Consider the following 16064-nt stretch of genomic DNA (forward strand, 5'->3'; position numbering starts at 1 on the left):
CATCCGATAAGCGATCGACCCATGGACATCATCCTGATCACGCCGGCGCCGAAACGTTCGCGGGCCGGCAACCGCACGACGGCCCTGCGCTGGGCCGGCATCCTGCGCCGGCTCGGCCACCGCGTCGTCGTGGCGACCGCCTACGCCGACGCGCCCTGCGACCTGATGATCGCGCTGCACGCCTGGAAGAGCGCCCCGGCGATCGCGCGATACCGGCGCTTATACCCGGAGCGCCCCCTCGTCGTCGCGCTGACCGGGACCGACATCAATCACGATCTCGCCGCCGATCCCGGCACCACCCTGCGTTCGCTCGATCTCGCCGACGTGCTCGTCGGCCTGCACGACCTCGTCGCCGACGCGATCCCGGAATCCTACCGCGACAAGCTCGCGGTGATCGTGCAGTCGGTGCCGGCGAGCGAGGAGCGCCTTCCGCCCACGACGCGCACCTTCGACATCCTCGTCGTCGGCCACCTGCGCGCCGAGAAGGACCCGTTGCGCGCCGCGCTCGCCGCCCGCACCCTGCCGCCCGCCTCCCGCATCCGCGTCGTCCATCTCGGCGGCGCGCCCGACCCGGCGTGGGCGGATCGCGCGCGGGCCGAGATGCAAACCAACCCGCGCTACGATTGGCGCGGCGAGGTCTCCGGCGCGCGGGTGCGGCGGTTCCTGCGGCGCGCGCGGCTGATGGTGCTGAGCTCGCTGAACGAGGGGGGCGCCAACGTGATCTCCGAGGCGATCGCGGCCGGGCTGCCGATCCTGGCCTCCGAGATCCCGGGCAATGTCGGCCTGCTCGGCACCGATCACCCGGGCTACTTCCCGGCCGGAGACCAGGCTGCGCTCGCGCGCCTGATGCTATGCGCGGAACAGGATTCGGCCTTCCTCGAGCGCCTGCGCGCGCACGGTGCGGCGCGTGCGGCGGCGTTCGACCCGGCGCACGAGCGGGAGGCCTGGGCCGTCCTCGTCGCGCGCGCGGCCGGCGCGGCGAGAGCGCGTGCCGCGGCCGGGATTGACGCGGCCCGCCCCGCACCGGCACTCCTTCTGCCATGACCGCAGCCCCCACGTTGCCGCTCGCGAACCGGCGCATCCTCCTCGTCATCGGCGGGGGCATCGCGGCCTACAAGGCGCTCGACCTGATCCGCCGCCTGCGCGAGCGCGGCGCCTCCGTCCGACCGCTGCTGACCAAGGGCGCGCAGGAATTCGTCACCCCGCTCGCGGCCGCGGCGCTCGCCGGCCAGCCCGCCCATACCGACCTGTTCGACCGGGCCGACGAGGCGGAGATCGGCCATATCAAGCTGGCCCGGGACGCCGACGCGGTGGTGGTGGCGCCGGCCACCGCCAACCTGATGGCGCGGATGGCCACCGGCCACGCCCCCGACCTCGCCTCCACGGTGCTGCTCGCCACCACCCTGCCGATCCTGATCGCGCCGGCGATGAACGTGGCGATGTGGGCGCATCCCGCAACGCGGCGCAACCTCACGACGCTGCTCGCCGACGGCGTCCGGGTCGTCGGCCCCAATGCCGGCCCGATGGCCGAGCCCGAGACAGGGCCGGGCCGCATGGCCGAGCCGGCCGAGATCGCCGACGCCGCGGCCGCGATGCTCGGGGAGGCCGAGGCGAAGCCCGCCGGGTTCGGCTTCCTCGCGGGTCGCGCCAAGGCCGCCGGGCCGCTCGGCGGCCACCGCGTGCTCGTCACCTCCGGGCCGACCCATGAGCCGATCGACCCGGTGCGGTTCATCGCCAACCGCTCGTCGGGGCGCCAGGGCCACGCCATCGCCGCCGCCGCCGCCGCCGCCGGCGCGACGGTCACGCTGGTCTCCGGGCCGGTGGCGATCCCCGATCCCGAGGGCGTCGCCGTGGTGCGGGTCGAGACCGCGCGCGAGATGCTGGCGGCGGTCGAGGCGGCGCTTCCCGCCAGCATCGCGGTGTTCACGGCCGCGGTCGCCGACTGGCGGCCCGCCACCGAGACCGGCTCCAAGATCAAGAAGGCCGGCGCGGCGCCCGCCCCGCTGACGCTGGTCGAGAACCCCGACATCCTCGCCACCATCGCCGGACGGACGGAGAACCGCCCCGCCCTCGTCGTCGGCTTCGCCGCCGAGACCGACACGGTGATCGCGCACGCCCAGGCGAAGATCGCCCGAAAGGGCTGCGACCTGATCGTCGCCAACGACGTCTCGGCTGCGGGCGGCGTGATGGGCGGCGCGACCAACACGGTCCACCTGATCGCGCGCGACGGGTCGGTCGAGACCTGGCCGACGCTCGACAAGGACGAGGTCGCGCGCCGGCTGGTGGCACGGTTTTCGGAGTTGCTTCGGGGTTAGGGCCGGTTCGGGTGCCCTACCCTGCCGCCGCCTGCTGCGCCGCCGCGAGGCGCGCGTCGTCGGCGGCGATCGCCTGGTAGGCCGGACGCGCCCGGAAGCGCGCGAGGTAGGCCATGATCGCCGGCTCCTCGGGGACGAGCTTGAACGCGGTGGTCCAGCCGAGCGCCGAGCCCCACAGGACGTCGGCGGCGGAGAAGCGCTCGCCGAGGATCCAGGGGCCGGGCGTCAGCATCGCGAGCACCTGGGCCAGCACCGTGTCGTAATCGCCGTAGGCCGACATCATCCGGGGCGGCGGCGCGCGCTCCATCGCCCGGTCGATCACGGCCGGCTCGAAGCACGAGCCGTAGAAGACCATCCAGCGCAGGTAGGCGCCGCGGGCCGGATCGGTCGTGCCGGGCGCGAGGCCGGCCTCGGGAAACAGGTCCGCGAGGTAGAGGTAGCAGGCGGCCTGCTCGGCCACCGTCGCGCCGCCGTGGCGGATCGCCGGGACCTTGCCCATCGGATTGACGGCGAGGTGCGCGCTGCCCTGCTGCTCGCCCGCCTTGAGGTTGATGACGTGCAGCTCGTGCGGCGCGTTAAGTTCCTCGAGCAGCACCCGCACGCCCGTCGAGCGGGTGTTCGGCGCGTGGTGCAGGACGAGTCCGTCGGTCGTGGTCGGCATCGTCGTCTCCGGGGCCTGAACGCTTCGGGCGCACGCTCTGCCGGAGGCCGGCTCCGGTCAAGCCGGCCGTTCGGACCGGATCGGCTCAGACCCGGTACTTGCCGTTGCGCTTGATCAGCACCTGCGTCCCCACCGGCACGCGCTCGTAGAGGTCGACGATGTCCTCGTTGAGCATGCGGACGCAGCCCGACGACATCTGCTCGCCGATGCTCCAGGGCTCGTTGGTGCCGTGGATGCGGAACAGGATGTCGCGGTTGCCCTGGTAGAGGTAGAGCGCGCGGGCGCCGAGCGGGTTGTCGACGCCGCCCTTGCGCTGGCGGTCGATCTCCGGATGGAGGGCGACCATGGTCGTGGTCGGGCTCCAGTCCGGCCAGACGCCCTTGCGGCCGACGCGGGCCTCGCCCTTCCACGAGAAGCCGAGCTTGCCCACGCCGACGCCGTACTGCATCGCTGTGCCGTCGGCCTGGACGAGGGCGAGCTGGCGCTTGTCGATGTCGACGACGATGGTGCCGGGCCGCTCGGGGCCGGAATAGCTCACGACCTGCCGGCGGTACTTCGGATCGAGGCGATTGGTGTCGACCAGCGGCACGTCGAACGGCTTGTCGGGCATCGAGCCGACATACCACGCCGCCTCCTCGTCGTTGGCGGCGAGGTTCACGGGCCCGCGCTGGTTGCAGGCTGCGAGCGGCGCGATGAGGACCGCAGCGAGGAGGATCCGGCGGAGGGGCATGGGGCCTCACGAGGCGAGGAAGCGTTCGGATCATGCCTACCGCCTCGCCGCCCCCCACGATGTGACTTTTGCGTCTCAGGTTGGATGAAGCGCCCGGCACGATTGCCCGGATTTCGCCTCGTTCGGCCGTGGGTTGCGCCCTAACTCTCCCGCATCGGTTCCGAGACGAGGCGCATCATGGCCGACACGCTCACCCTTCCCGAGATGCAAGGCGCATTGCCGGAGACGCCGCTGCGCCCGGCGATCCATCTCGACCATTGCGTGATCCACGTCAGCGACTGGACGCGCGCGAACGCCTTCTACGGAGATGTCGTCGGTGCCGAGATCGTCCCGGCCGGCGCGGGCTTCGCGTACCGGCTCGGCGGGGTGCAGCTGAACTGCCACGGCCCCGGGCTGTCCCCGGAGCCGCTCGCCGAGAAGCCGGTGATGCCGGGCGGCAGCGACCTGTGCTTCCGCTGGTCCGGCACGATCGAGGAGGCGATGGCGCACCTGGCTGCCCACGGCGTCCCCGTCGAGCTCGGCCCGGTGGAGCGCCACGGCGCGGCCGGGCCCGGGACCAGCATCTACTTCCGCGATCCGGACGGGTCGCTGATGGAGTTCATCACCTACCCGGCGCCGTGACGCCCGATCGCGCGATCTCAGGCGCGGCTCTGCGCGAGCGCCTGGTTCGTCTGCTCGAGGCGCAGGGCCAGCTCGCGCATCAGCGCGATGCTGATCTGGGGAAACTGCGCCAGCAGCTCGAGGAACACGCCGCGGTCGATGCGCAGGGCGGTGGCCGCCGTCTCGGCCGTGACGGTGGCCGAGCGCGGCTGGTCGGCCAGGATGCCCATCTCGCCGACCAGGGCGTTGGCCCCGAGCAGGGCGAGACGCACCGGCCCCGCGGCCCCGTCGATGGTCACGGCGGCGCTGCCCTCCAGGATGAGGTAGGCGGCATCCGCGACGTCGCCGCGGGTGAAGAATTGCTGGCCCGCCTCGAAATGCACCCGCTCGCTGGTGAAGGCGAGCAGCTTCAGCCGCGACGGCTCGACCTCGCGGAACAGCGGCACCTGCCGAAGGGAGGTAACCTCCGTATCGAGGGTCATGGGTGGAACTCCGCACCGCGCCGGATCTCGTGATGGCGCCGGCCGCCTCATCCATGCGGCTTGCGGCGATCTTGTCCAGCCCTCCCGTCCCGGCGGCACGCTGCGACGGCGTGCCCCGGATGCCCCGTCGAACGCGATCGGGCATGCAGGCCCCCACCGGAGGTGCCATGCGCCGCGCCCGCCATCCTCGCCTCGCCGCGCTCCTCGTCGGGATCGCGTTCGCCGCCACGCCGGCCGCCGCCCGCCTGAACCGGACCGAGCTCGCGCGCGTCGCGGTCGTGCCGCCTCCAGGCGCCCGTGTTCCCCTCGATCTGGCCTGGAACGATGCCGCGGGCGACCGGCCGACCACGCTGGGCAAGGCGCTCGGTGGCCGGCCGACCCTGCTGCTGCCGGTGGACTACACCTGCGGCAACGTCTGCGACCCGATGCTGTCGATGTCCGGGGCGGCCTTGGCCGCAACCGGCCTCGTCGCCGGCCGCGACGTCAGCCTCGTCCTCGTCGGGATCGACCCGCGCGACGACGCGGCCGCGGCGCGGCACATGCTCGACACCGAGCTCGGGAACCCGGGGCTTTCGGCGCAGGCGGCCGCGCTGGTGGGCGACGCCGCCGCCGTCGATCGGCTGACGCAGGCGCTCGGCTACCGTTTCGTCTACGACGCCGGCACCGACAGCTTCGCCCACCCCGCCGCCGCGATCCTGCTCACCGGCGACGGCCGCGTCGCCCGCGTCCTGTCGCCGCTGGCGCTGAACGGCAGCGACCTGCGGCTCGCCCTCGTCGAGGCCGGCGAGGGCCGGACCGGCAGCCTCGCCGACCGCCTCGTCCTGCTCTGCTACGGGTACGATGCCGCGACCGGCGTCTACACGCCGATGATCCGCCGCGTCCTCAGTTTCGCCGCCGCCGGGACGATCCTCGCGATGGCGATCGGGATCGTCCTGCTCAGCCGCCGGCCGCGGCAGGTCTGAGGCCGCTCAGCGCTTCGTCGCCAAGCCGGATTTCTCGGCGCTCGGCGGCTCGCGGCCGGCGCTGGCGTTCGGTTGGGGCGAATCGATCGGCTCGACCTGCGTCGTTGGCGTCGCGCTGCCCTCGTCCGCGGGCATCGGCGGAAGCGCCCGCGTGTTCGGCTTCGGCGCGGCCTCCGGCGAAACCTTGGCCGCACCGGAGACCATCTCGCGATTCGTCATGCTCGAAAAAACCTCGTTCGAGGCAGGCGCTGAATTGTCGTTTGCCCCACCGCTGTCTTCCAACGCCAGCGCACCGACGTGGTTGCGGCTAAGCTTGTCGCGGAAGCGTGAGAGGAACCTTCGGATACTGGCGAAGGTTGTGAAAGGGTGAAGAGAAGCCTGAGGAGGAGCTGATGGCATCCGGTAATTCAACCTCGAAGCGAGGTTTTGCGTCGATGGATCTCGAGCGCCAGCGCGAGATCGCCAGCAAGGGTGGCCGCAGCGTGCCGGCTGAGAAGCGTTCGTTCTCGCAGGACCGCGAGCTGGCCTCGACGGCCGGCCGCAAGGGCGGTCAGGCCACTGGTACGGGCCGCGACGGCGCCGAGTGATCGACCGCCCTTTGAGACGCGCGGCGTCTGCCCTTCGCTGGGCAGGCGCCTTTTTTATGTCCGCTTCCATGCTGCACAACGCGAAGGCCCGCTCCAGAGCATGGAGCGGGCCTTCGCGACGTGCACCGTAAGCCGGTAGGCTGATCGGTGTCGCCTCAGGAGATGCAGCGGCCGGGGATCATGCGGCGGGCTTCGGGGCCGACCAGCGAGCTGAGCGCCGCCTCGCAGCCCTCGCGCATCATCCGACGCGGCTTGAGCGGCGGCTTGGTTCCCATCTCCTGCGCCGTGTCCGACGCGGCCGGGACGGCGCGGTTCGGCTCGGATTGCAGGCTCGCCACCCGGCTCGGCCGGATCGCGATCGAGACCGGGCGCATGCCCGGCAGGGGGCGTGCTTCGAATGCGGCCGGACCGGGGGCGGCGACCGTGGTCGTGGGGACCCATTGGTCCGCGCTCGCCTGGACCATCGGGTGGACGAGCAACGTCAGGATGGCGGCCGGTGCGCTCACGCCGAGAAGGAAGCCTGACCGAAGCATCGTCGTGGTCTCCGAATGGGAGCTTGACAGGATGAACGGAAAACGCGTCTTCCATGATCCGGTTCCGTCACGGCCTCGCTTTTGACGAAATCAGTATTCGGCAACAGTTTCTCGCGGTGGTGCCGGGCACGAGGAACCTTGTCCACAGCGACCCGGAGTGGCGCGGACGCCACAGGCGTCGAAAAACGGTTCGCGCCCGGAACCTGGTTCGTGCACGCCCGTTGATCGAGCACCCGGCTACCTGGTCCTCCCCGCATTCCCCTTGTGCATCGGCCGGAACCTCATCCACGGGTCGGAGATTTCTCCGGCCCGTTTTTTTATGCCTGGACCGATGTCCTTGGCGGGCAACAAAAAACCCCGGCTCGTCGCCGGGGTTTCTTTCGTTCTGCCGATTGGTGCGGAGGCGGTTGCGGACCGCCTCGCGGTCAGGCCGACTTGGCTTCACGCCGGCGTGCCGTCTGCTGGAAGAACAGCGCCTGGCTGATGACGGCGGAGACGTTGGCGGGCTGGAACGGCTTGGCGATGAGGAAGGCCGGCTCCGGGCGCTCGCCCGTGAGGAATCGCTCCGGGTAGGCGGTGATGAAGATCACCGGGACCTCGAAGGTCTTCAGCAGGTCGTTGACGGCATCGAGGCCGGACGAGCCGTCCGCGAGCTGGATGTCGGCGAGGATCAGGCCCGGGCGCTTGCTTTCGGAGGCGATCTTGACGGCCTCGGTGCGCGTGCGGGCGACGCCGATGACGTTGTGGCCCAGGCCCTCGACCAGCGCTTCGAGGTCCATCGCGATCAGCGGCTCGTCCTCGATGATGAGGATGTCGGTGGCCATGTCCGCGGCGAGCTCGCGTCCCGCCTCGTCGACGAGGTCGCGCACCTGGCTGACGTCGACGTCGAGGATGATCGCCGCGTCCTCCTCCGAGAAGCCTTCGAGGCAGGAGAGCAGGAAGGCCTGGCGCGGCAGCGGCGTGATCTGGCCGAGCCGCACCTCGGCGGGGAGATCGTGCTGCACCTGTTCGCTGCGGCCGTTCACCGAGAGCGAATTCCAGATGCGGGTGAACACCCGGAACAGGTCGGCCTTCACGTTCGTGCTGCGGCCGAGCGTATCCGGCTCGTTGACCAGCGTCTCCAGAGTTGCCGCGACGTAGGCGTCGCCCGCCACCTGGCTGCCCGTCAACGCGCGCGCGTAGCGCCGCAGGTACGGCAGGTGCTGCACCACGAGTTGCGATGTCGACATACGATCCCCTGTGCCTTGTCGGCCTGCTATTCAACCTGCCGCCCCAACGCGGGGCATCCGACTCCGTTCCGGCAGGGCGCGGAACCGCTTCTGGCCGGAGGCGTTGCTGGTGCAGCCATGGCGTATGTCGCGCGGCAAGACAATGCGCGCGTGCCTCATGCACAGATGCCGCGAACGGCACCGGGGGACGTGAGGATGACCGACGCTGCGAAGGCGGGGAGGCCGATCGGCAATGCCGGCCTGAGGCCTGTCGGGGAATCGGGGCCCGCGGGCTCGAAGGCCGAGAAGCGCGAGCATGGATCGTCGCGCCTCAGCGACCAGGCCCAGGCGCGCATCGGCCACAACCTCCGCTGCCTCTACGACGGTCTCGTCCAGCAACCCGTCCCGGATCGATTTCGCGAGCTCATCGAGCGTCTCGATGCGAAGGAGCCGAAGTCGCCCTGAGGCGCTCCGGCTCCATCTTCTGCAGTTCCTGTGGCGCGTGGAGCGCCCGCAGGACGCGAGCTCGGCGTCAGAGCGTGGGCGAGCGGCCGCGCATCAGGCCGATCACGGCCGAGATGGCGAACAGCACGATCGCGACGAAGAACACCAGCTTGGCGGCTTCCATCGCCGTGCCGGCGATGCCACCGAAGCCGAGCAGAGCGGCCACGAGGGCCACGACGAGGAACGTAACGGCCCAACCGAGCATCTGCGTTATCCTTGACAACATGGACGCGGGCTTGGCCGCGACCTTCTGACATCCCAAACGTCAAGTCGTTGTTTCGGTTCCGCCGCTTCGAATGCCTGCACACACGAAAAATCGAGCGCCTCGGATCCGGTGCCGATCCATCGCCGAAATCGTCGCCCGCCCCCTCGCGCCGGTGCGCATGTCACGCCATATTGCTCTTCGTTGGACACGAGGCCGCAGCCGGAACGGAGCCGTTCCGAACGGCGTTCCTCAGTCCAGGTCCGAAACCAGAGAACAGCGATGAGAAAAGCGTCCGCCCTCGTCCAGCGCCTCACCGATATCGTCAGCTCCGCCGCAGGTGCCGCGGCACGCGGCGTCGAGGAGGTCCTGGGTGCGCTGGCCCCGAGGCCCGAGCCGCGCCTGGTTCCGATCCGGGTCCGGCCGAACGGTTTCGCTCATCGGCATTGATCGCCGCCGGAGTCGATCCGTCGCTGAGCAAGCCGCCCTCCGGGGCGGCTTTTTTCATGCGCCGTCCACCGGAATCCCGCGGCGGAGGCTCGAACGCGCCGCGCACCGCCCACCGAGCAAAGCCGACGAGCATGGCCTCGCGACAGGTCCGCCAAGTCGAGCCGCCTGCTGGTGTCCTCATAATAGGCCGCTCGAGGGGCCAATACCTGTGCCTGATCGCTGCGATGTTATGATCGTGTCGGTTGTCTTCCGCACTTGCCGCCCCGCTTAACGAACCTTTAAGTCGGCCTCGCTCGCCCAGGCCACCGCCGGGCCGGCATGCCGCATGGGCGGGGACCTGACGAGACATGGCGTTCTGGGCGCGCTGGCAGAGGTTTTACGGCTCCGGGGGAACGCGGCGGCAGATGATCGGGACCGCCGCGGCGGGGCTGATCCTCGGGCTCGGCAGCGTCACGATCGGATCGAGCCTCGTCCAGGCCTCCGAGCGCGGCGGCCTGCTCGACTTCTTCCAGGAACTCTTCGCGCCCGCCCGGCCGCAGCCCGCGCCGCCGGCGCACCGCCCCGGCCGCTACGCCAACCTGCCCGACGGCCGCCGCCTCGGCTATTCGCGCCCGGTCTATCATACCCCGCGTCCCGTGGCCGACCTCCCGCTCGGCCGGTCGCGTCGCAAGCGGGCCCGCGCGGAGCGCGTGACGCGGGTCGCCGTCGCCTCGACCGGGCGTCGCACGGTCTGCGTGCGGATGTGCGACGGCTATCTCTTCCCCCTCGGCAATCTCGGGGCACGGGCCGACATGCCGGTGCACGAGGCGGCCTGCGCCGCCGCCTGCCCGGGGGCGCCGACGAACGTCTACACCCTCGGCGCCCGCGAGACCGAGCTCGACCGCGCGATCAGCCCGCAGGGCCTGCCCTACCGGGCCTCGGCTCTGGCCAACATCTACCGCCAGCGGCGCGTCGAGAACTGTTCCTGCCAGGCCGCGCCCGGCACCCCGCCCCTGCCGCTCGCCGGCGATCTCACCCTGCGCAAGGGCGACGTCGTCGCCACCCGCGACAGCGCCGACGTGGTGACGCGGAACCGGTCGGGCTCGGTCGCCCTGGTCGACTTCCGGCAGGCCGCGATCACGCGGGGCCAGAGCCGGCGGATCGAGGCCAAGGTTGGCGCGATCCGCCGCGACGCCGAGGCGCACGCCTTCCGCCGGACGCTGCGCACGGCCGAGCGGGCGAGCCTCGTCCAGGTCGCCTCGGTCGGCGACGGCTTCCGCATCCCCGAGCGCGCCGCGATCAACCAGAACCCGATCCGCGTGGTCACGCCCTCCCCGTTTCGTTGACGTCCTCGCGCTTCGGATTGTCCGCCGCCGCGCGTTCGCGTAGCTCCGGGCCGACCGCGCCGGTCGGGATCGGAAGGAGCCTCGGATGGCGGACACGGATGCCGGTACCGATGCGCCCGACTTCGACACGGTGATGCCCGCGAGCGGCCGCCTGGAAACGTTGAGCCCCCTCGTCCGCCGCCGGGTCGCGCCGAACGGCGGCCCGTTCACCGCGAGCGGCACCTGCACCTACGTCGTCGGGCACGGACGCGTCGCGGTGATCGATCCGGGGCCGGCCGATGCCGGCCACGTCGAGGCCCTGCTCGCCGATCTCGGCCAAGAGTCGGTGGCGGCGATCGTCGTCACCCACACCCATCGCGACCACTCCCCGGGCGCCCGCCTGCTGCAGGCATGCACCGGCGCGCCGATCGCCGGCTGCCTGCCGCATCGGGCCGCCCGCGCGCTCGGCGCCGGCGAGATCGGCCATCTCGATGCCGCCGCCGACCGCGACCACGTCCCCGACCGGCCGATGCACGAGGGCGATGCGCTCTTCGGCGAAGGCTGGACCCTCGTCGCGGTCGAGACGCCCGGCCACACCATGAACCACCTCGCCTTCGCCCTGCCGGAGGAGGCGGCCTTGTTCTCCGGCGATCACGTCATGGCATGGTCGACCAGCATCGTCGCGCCGCCGGACGGTTCGATGCGCGCCTACATGGATTCGCTCGACAAGCTCAGGGGCCGCGACGAGACCATCTACTGGCCGGGCCATGGCGGCCCGGTGCGCGATCCCCGGCGCTTCGTGCGCGGGTTGGCCAACCACCGCCGCCACCGCGAGGCCTCGATCCGCGCGCGCATCGCCGCCGGCGACGACACCATCCCGGCGATCGTCGCGGCCACGTACCAGAACCTCGATCCGCGCCTGCGCGGCGCGGCGGCGCTGTCGGTGTTCGCCCACCTCGAGGATCTCGTCGCGCGCGGGCTGGTGGCGACGCAGGGCGCGCCGCGCCTCGACGGGACCTTCGCAGCGGGCCCCTCGCCGGCCGGCTGAGGCGCGAGACCGCCCGCCGCGCGCGGCCGCCCGACCCTACTTCACGGCGAGCGCGAGGTTCGCGACCTCGTCGAGATAGGCCCGGATGCGGTCGGCGTTGACGCCGAAATCGCGCGTGCCCAGCCGCGAGGCGGAGCGGACGTCGATGCGGGCGCCGTCGGCACGCGGCCGGACGCGGATGGTGACGTCGTCGGGCAGGTTGAGGATGAGGCTGCGCGAGACCGCCTCGATCCGGCCGTTGCCGGTCCGCCCGCCGGGGCGGATCGCCTCGACGATCTGCCACTTGCGGTTCACCGCCGCCTTGCGCGCCAGCTCGAACGCCTCGTCGGCGTCGATGTCGAGGGTCAGCGGCGCGATCTGCGGATAGGCGGCGCGCTGCCGTTCGCGGGCCGGGAGGTCGGGATCGGCGGGGTAGCGCCCGTTCCGGGCGGCGAACGCGGCGCGCGAGCGCGAGAAGGCCGGAGGGTTGTCGATGTCGGTGGTCACGTCGGTCAGCGCCGGCAGCCGGAAGCCCCGCAGCGCCGCGTAGGCCGGGTAGACGAGCACCAGCATCGCGAGAACCAGCCCGCCGAGCGCCGCACCGAGGCCGCGGGCGCCTTCCCGCCAGACCCGGACGAAGGCGAACCCGGCGAGCGCGACGGCCAGCACCGCGACGCCGAGGCCCGCGGCCAGCGTCGCCAGCGCCGGCCCGGCCTCCGTACGGGGATCGCGGACCAGCACGATCGCGATGCCGGACACGATGAGCGAGAACAGGGCGGCCCACCGGGCCAGGGGGCCGGCGCGGGTGACGGGTTCCTCGACGAGAAGGCGGCGCATGGCTGGTGTCTGGCTTCGGGGTCGCGAACGCTATACCGGCCGGCGCGTGGCCGCGCCACTCGCCGGGATCGCCCGGTCTGCTATAGCTTGGCCCCGTGATGCCGCGTACCCGCCCCGTCCCCGATCCGGATCCTGCCGACGCCGCGGTCGATCCCCTGCGCGTCTGGTTCCGCTTCATCCGCCTCAACCGGCGGGTCACGGCGGCGATGAGCGGGACGCTGCGCGGCATCGGCCTGTCGATCCCGCAATTCGACGTGCTCTCGACGCTGACCGAGCGCGAGGGCCTGACCCAGCAGGACCTGGCGGCGCGCCTCTACGTCACGAAGGGCAACGTCTCCGGTCTGATCGACCGCCTGGTCGAGGCCGGGCTGGTCGAGCGCCGCCCGATCCCCGGCGACCGGCGCTCGCACGCGCTCCACCTCACGCCGGCCGGCGCCGACCTCGCCGCGCAGGGGCTCGCGGCGCAGGCGGCCTATGTCGGGCGGACGCTCGGGCGCCTCGGCGCCGACGACCTCGCCGCATTCGAGGGCCTCGTGCTGCGCTGGCGGGAGCTGGCCCGGTCCGAAGCCGAGGGGCCGGATCGTCCCAAGGCCGATTGATCGTCGCGGGATGGCGGATCCGAGCTTCGCCCGAACTCCGGATCAGGGGGCGTAGGCGCGCGCCGAGCCGGGAATCACGACCGAGGTCGGCACGTGCAGGGGCAGGGACGACGGCGCGTCCTCGCGTTGGTCCGGGTCGGCGCCCTTCTGGCCGGTGCGGACGCGGATCCCGGCCCACGGGCCGTCGATGTCGAAGGCGAGGCTTGCACGCGCGTTGTCGCCCCCGGCCTTCGGGCCGAGTTCCGCCCGGGCTCGGACGCTGCGCGCCGGCAGCGAGACCTGGCCGCGCAGGATGCCCGTGAGGTTGGCGGCCTTGAGGGTGCCCTCGCCGATCTCGCCGACCCCGTCGGCGAACTTCAACGTGATCGCGGCCCGCTCGAACGGGGTGCGGCCGTTGCGGCGGGCGAGCGCGCCGGGCGCGACCGCCCCGTTGCGATGCAGGACGTCGGCGAGGTCGATGCCGGCGAGCACGCCGCCGTCGATGGCGAAGGCGGCCCGTCCGGCGACGTGCGCGGTGAGGTCCGCCGCATCGCGGCCGGTGCTCTCCAGGGCGAACTGCCCTTGCGTGCCGCCGTGAACCCAGCGCGACTCGCCGAGGTCGAGCAGGAGGGCGCCGAGGTCGAGCCGGTCGAAGGCACCCTGCGCCTTGACCTCGGTCTCGGCCCCGTCCGCGCCGGTCGCCGACAGGGCGACCCGGCCCTTCAGGGTCGCGCCCTGGAGCTCGGCGCGGTTGAGGGCGACCTCGACCGCCCCGGGCCGCACCAGCACGCTCGCCGCGAGATCGTTCAGGAGGACCGGCCCGATCCGGCTCTCGGCCGCCGAGATGCGCAGGTCGAGGTCTCCGCCCGTGAGCGGGCCCAGGGCGATCGCCTGAGCGCCCTGGGGGACGCCGTCGACCGTCGATCCGCCGAAGATCTGCATCAGGCCGCCGAGCAGGGGCGCCAGGTTCAGGCTGTCGCTGGCGAGCGTGGCCTGGACCGCGGTGCGGGCCTCGCCGAGGCTCACGGACCCCGCGCCCTCGAGCACGTCGTCGCCGAAGGTGGCGCGCAGGCTGGAGAACGCCATCGTGCGGCCGGCGGCCTCGAAGCGTCCGTCGAGGGCCAGCGTCCGGATGAAGGGGGCCAAGGCCACGTCGCTGCCGATCCAGGCCATCGTCTCGGAAAGCGAACGCGTCTCGATCCGCCCCTGCCCCTGGATCGCGAGGCCTCCCGCGGTCCGAGCGCTGCCCTCTGCGGCCAAGTTCCCGGTGGGCCAGGCGGCATCGAGCCTGAACGGCGACGCGGCGCCGCTCAGCAGGTCGTTCGCGCGCAGGCCGATAAGCGCGACGCTGGTGCGCGCGCCGCGCCAGGTGAAGCTCGCCGCCGCGTCGAGGCCGGCGCTCCAGAGCGGCCAAGCGAGGGTGAGGTCGACCGCCTGCGCGCCGCCGCCGGGGCTTGCCGCGTCGAGGGTCGCGCCGGTCAGCGTGATCCGGCGCGGGTGATTCGTGCCGCCTTGGCCGAGCCGCGCGGCGGTTCGGCGCACCGGCTCGGCCCAGCGCGGATCGTCGGCGCCCTCCGGCATGTGGATCGTGGCGCCCCCCAGCGCGAGCGAGCCGAGGTCGGCCTGGCCCGAGAGCAGGGCGAGCGGGTTGAGGTCGAGATCGAGGCTGCCGCCCTCGATCAGCGCCGGGCCGCCGGCCTGCGCGGCGGTGATCCGGGTGCGGGTGAAGCTCAGGCGCGGCAGGGGCAGCAACGTCATCGTGGTCGCGCCCTCGGCGGTGAGCGCGAAGCCGAAATCGCGCAGGCCGCGGCTGACGAAGGCCGCCGCCGTCGGGGTGCCGACCGGCCAGGGCAGGGTCGCGAGGCCGGTCCCGAGGACGGCGAGCGACGCGAAGCCGACGGCGAGAAGGAGGCGGCGCGGCGACATTGCACTCCGGGCGGGCACGTCGCGGGCCGCCCGAGGGGCGGCGAGATCGCGACGGGGGACGACGAGCGGCCCCGGATGTTTCAGGCTCACCCCGCCGTCATGCATCGGACCGTTCGGGTGATTCCCTTAAAGCGTCCGATCGGCTTTGTCTGCCCGCAGCGCCCGGCCGTCCCCGCTGCCTTCGTGCGGACGGCCGGGGCCGCGCTTCCCGACGCCGGGCGCCTTTACCGGCGCGCCGGAATCGGGGACAGCTTTCGCGGAACGAATGTCGGCGCGATCGCGCGCGGGCCGGAAGGGTTCAGTGTCCATGAAGAAGGTCTATGCGGATCCGACGTCGGCGCTCGCGGGGCTGCTCAAGAACGACATGATGGTGATGTGCGGCGGCTTCGGCCTCTGCGGCATCCCCGACGAGCTGATCGAGGCGGTGCGGGAATCGGGCGTGAAGGGGCTGACCATCGTCTCGAACAACGCCGGCATCGACGGCGTCGGCCTCGGCAAGCTGCTCGAGACCCGGCAGGTCGCGAAGATGATCTCGTCCTATGTCGGCGAGAACAAGGAGTTCGCCCGGCAGTACCTCGGCGGCGAGCTCCAGATCGAGTTCAATCCGCAGGGGACGCTGGCCGAGCGCATCCGCGCGGGCGGGGCCGGCATCCCGGCCTTCTTCACCAAGACCGGCGTCGGCACGAAGGTGGCCGAAGGCAAGGAGGTGCGCGAATTCGACGGCGAGCACTTCGTGATGGAGCGCGGGCTGTTCGCGGACCTCGCCATCGTCCACGCCCATACCGGCGACACCGAGGGCAACCTGCGCTACCGGAAGACCGCGCGGAACTTCAACCCGATGATGGCGACCGCCGCGACGATGACGGTGGCGCAGGTCGAGCACCTGGTGCAGCCCGGCGAGATCGACGCCGACGACATCCACACCCCCGGCATCTTCGTGAAGCGGATCATCCACGTTATGGGGCGCGAGAAGCGGATCGAGCAGCGCACGGTGCGCAAGCGCGCCGAGGCCGCTCCGGCCGCGGCCGGCGGCGGCGCCGTCTGAGCCCGCGACGACCTCCGGCCGTGAGGCCGCAAGCGCGAAGCGCGTCGCCGCGGGTGCGGCGGACGGCGCGGGACGCGCCCCACAGGAACCCGGCCGTGAGGCCGCAAGCGCGA

At 72.3% G+C, this 16064-nt stretch carries 20 protein-coding genes; 10 read left to right on the forward strand and 10 right to left on the reverse strand.

Annotated elements, in window-relative coordinates:
- Positions 1-21 precede the first annotated feature (21 nt).
- Complete coding sequence (gene senB / locus MKK64_RS02320) at positions 22-1044, forward strand: selenoneine biosynthesis selenosugar synthase SenB (RefSeq protein ID WP_243932089.1); 1023 nt, start codon at positions 22-24, stop codon at positions 1042-1044.
- The gene (gene coaBC, locus MKK64_RS02325; protein WP_243932090.1) at positions 1041-2315 is read left to right on the forward strand and encodes a bifunctional phosphopantothenoylcysteine decarboxylase/phosphopantothenate--cysteine ligase CoaBC; all 1275 of its coding nucleotides are present in this window, start codon (positions 1041-1043) and stop codon (positions 2313-2315) included. Before senB ends, coaBC begins: the two co-directional genes overlap by 4 nt.
- A gap of 16 nt (positions 2316-2331) precedes the next feature.
- Here the strand turns inward: coaBC and MKK64_RS02330 are convergent, their stop codons facing one another.
- Positions 2332-2976, reverse strand: a complete 645-nt coding sequence (locus tag MKK64_RS02330; RefSeq protein ID WP_147727391.1) for a glutathione S-transferase family protein — start codon at positions 2974-2976, stop codon at positions 2332-2334.
- An 85-nt stretch (positions 2977-3061) separates the two neighbouring features.
- Positions 3062-3706 (reverse strand): L,D-transpeptidase, encoded by a 645-nt coding sequence (locus MKK64_RS02335; RefSeq protein WP_147727392.1) that lies wholly within the window; start codon positions 3704-3706, stop codon positions 3062-3064.
- A gap of 177 nt (positions 3707-3883) precedes the next feature.
- Between MKK64_RS02335 and MKK64_RS02340 the strand changes: the two genes are divergently transcribed.
- Positions 3884-4327, forward strand: coding sequence for a VOC family protein (locus tag MKK64_RS02340; protein WP_243932091.1), 444 nt, complete (start codon positions 3884-3886; stop codon positions 4325-4327).
- A 17-nt stretch (positions 4328-4344) separates the two neighbouring features.
- Here the strand turns inward: MKK64_RS02340 and MKK64_RS02345 are convergent, their stop codons facing one another.
- Positions 4345-4788: a cyclic nucleotide-binding domain-containing protein gene (locus MKK64_RS02345; RefSeq protein ID WP_147727394.1), complete on the reverse strand. Its 444-nt coding sequence runs from the start codon at positions 4786-4788 to the stop codon at positions 4345-4347.
- A gap of 167 nt (positions 4789-4955) precedes the next feature.
- On the opposite strand from MKK64_RS02345, the gene MKK64_RS02350 reads away from it, so the two are divergent.
- On the forward strand, positions 4956-5750 hold the full coding sequence (locus tag MKK64_RS02350; RefSeq protein ID WP_243932092.1) for an SCO family protein: 795 nt from the start codon (positions 4956-4958) through the stop codon (positions 5748-5750).
- Between the two features lie 6 nt (positions 5751-5756).
- On the opposite strand, the gene MKK64_RS02355 is transcribed toward MKK64_RS02350, so the two are convergent.
- Positions 5757-5969: a hypothetical protein gene (locus MKK64_RS02355; protein ID WP_243932093.1), complete on the reverse strand. Its 213-nt coding sequence runs from the start codon at positions 5967-5969 to the stop codon at positions 5757-5759.
- 173 nt (positions 5970-6142) lie between these two features.
- On the opposite strand from MKK64_RS02355, the gene MKK64_RS02360 reads away from it, so the two are divergent.
- Complete coding sequence (locus tag MKK64_RS02360) at positions 6143-6337, forward strand: general stress protein (RefSeq protein WP_147727396.1); 195 nt, start codon at positions 6143-6145, stop codon at positions 6335-6337.
- A gap of 155 nt (positions 6338-6492) precedes the next feature.
- Here MKK64_RS02360 and MKK64_RS02365 read toward each other — a convergent pair whose 3' ends face one another.
- Both MKK64_RS02365 and MKK64_RS02370 read right to left on the reverse strand, forming a co-directional pair.
- Positions 6493-6870: a hypothetical protein gene (locus tag MKK64_RS02365; protein ID WP_243932095.1), complete on the reverse strand. Its 378-nt coding sequence runs from the start codon at positions 6868-6870 to the stop codon at positions 6493-6495.
- A 425-nt stretch (positions 6871-7295) separates the two neighbouring features.
- On the reverse strand, positions 7296-8099 hold the full coding sequence (locus MKK64_RS02370; protein ID WP_147727398.1) for a response regulator: 804 nt from the start codon (positions 8097-8099) through the stop codon (positions 7296-7298).
- 195 nt (positions 8100-8294) lie between these two features.
- Here MKK64_RS02370 and MKK64_RS02375 point away from each other — a divergent pair, with 195 nt between their 5' ends.
- Positions 8295-8543, forward strand: a complete 249-nt coding sequence (locus MKK64_RS02375) for a NepR family anti-sigma factor (RefSeq protein WP_313898882.1) — start codon at positions 8295-8297, stop codon at positions 8541-8543.
- A gap of 67 nt (positions 8544-8610) precedes the next feature.
- Here the strand turns inward: MKK64_RS02375 and MKK64_RS02380 are convergent, their stop codons facing one another.
- Complete coding sequence (locus MKK64_RS02380; protein ID WP_003599466.1) at positions 8611-8787, reverse strand: DUF1328 domain-containing protein; 177 nt, start codon at positions 8785-8787, stop codon at positions 8611-8613.
- A gap of 249 nt (positions 8788-9036) precedes the next feature.
- Positions 9037-9225, reverse strand: coding sequence for a hypothetical protein (locus MKK64_RS02385; protein WP_243932096.1), 189 nt, complete (start codon positions 9223-9225; stop codon positions 9037-9039).
- Between the two features lie 413 nt (positions 9226-9638).
- Here MKK64_RS02385 and MKK64_RS02390 point away from each other — a divergent pair, with 413 nt between their 5' ends.
- The gene (locus MKK64_RS02390; protein WP_243932097.1) at positions 9639-10559 is read left to right on the forward strand and encodes a DUF2865 domain-containing protein; all 921 of its coding nucleotides are present in this window, start codon (positions 9639-9641) and stop codon (positions 10557-10559) included.
- Between the two features lie 85 nt (positions 10560-10644).
- Positions 10645-11586 (forward strand): MBL fold metallo-hydrolase, encoded by a 942-nt coding sequence (locus tag MKK64_RS02395; RefSeq protein WP_243932098.1) that lies wholly within the window; start codon positions 10645-10647, stop codon positions 11584-11586.
- A 36-nt stretch (positions 11587-11622) separates the two neighbouring features.
- On the opposite strand, the gene MKK64_RS02400 is transcribed toward MKK64_RS02395, so the two are convergent.
- Positions 11623-12402 (reverse strand): DUF1499 domain-containing protein, encoded by a 780-nt coding sequence (locus MKK64_RS02400; protein ID WP_243932099.1) that lies wholly within the window; start codon positions 12400-12402, stop codon positions 11623-11625.
- Positions 12403-12500: 98 nt separating this feature from the next.
- Between MKK64_RS02400 and MKK64_RS02405 the strand changes: the two genes are divergently transcribed.
- On the forward strand, positions 12501-13001 hold the full coding sequence (locus tag MKK64_RS02405) for a MarR family winged helix-turn-helix transcriptional regulator (RefSeq protein WP_243932100.1): 501 nt from the start codon (positions 12501-12503) through the stop codon (positions 12999-13001).
- A 42-nt stretch (positions 13002-13043) separates the two neighbouring features.
- On the opposite strand, the gene MKK64_RS02410 is transcribed toward MKK64_RS02405, so the two are convergent.
- On the reverse strand, positions 13044-14906 hold the full coding sequence (locus MKK64_RS02410) for an AsmA family protein (RefSeq protein ID WP_243932101.1): 1863 nt from the start codon (positions 14904-14906) through the stop codon (positions 13044-13046).
- A gap of 307 nt (positions 14907-15213) precedes the next feature.
- Here MKK64_RS02410 and MKK64_RS02415 point away from each other — a divergent pair, with 307 nt between their 5' ends.
- Complete coding sequence (locus MKK64_RS02415) at positions 15214-15951, forward strand: CoA transferase subunit A (RefSeq protein WP_243932102.1); 738 nt, start codon at positions 15214-15216, stop codon at positions 15949-15951.
- Positions 15952-16064 lie beyond the last annotated feature (113 nt).

The organism is Methylobacterium sp. E-025 (assembly GCF_022829705.1).
Taxonomy (GTDB): Bacteria; Pseudomonadota; Alphaproteobacteria; order Rhizobiales; family Beijerinckiaceae; genus Methylobacterium.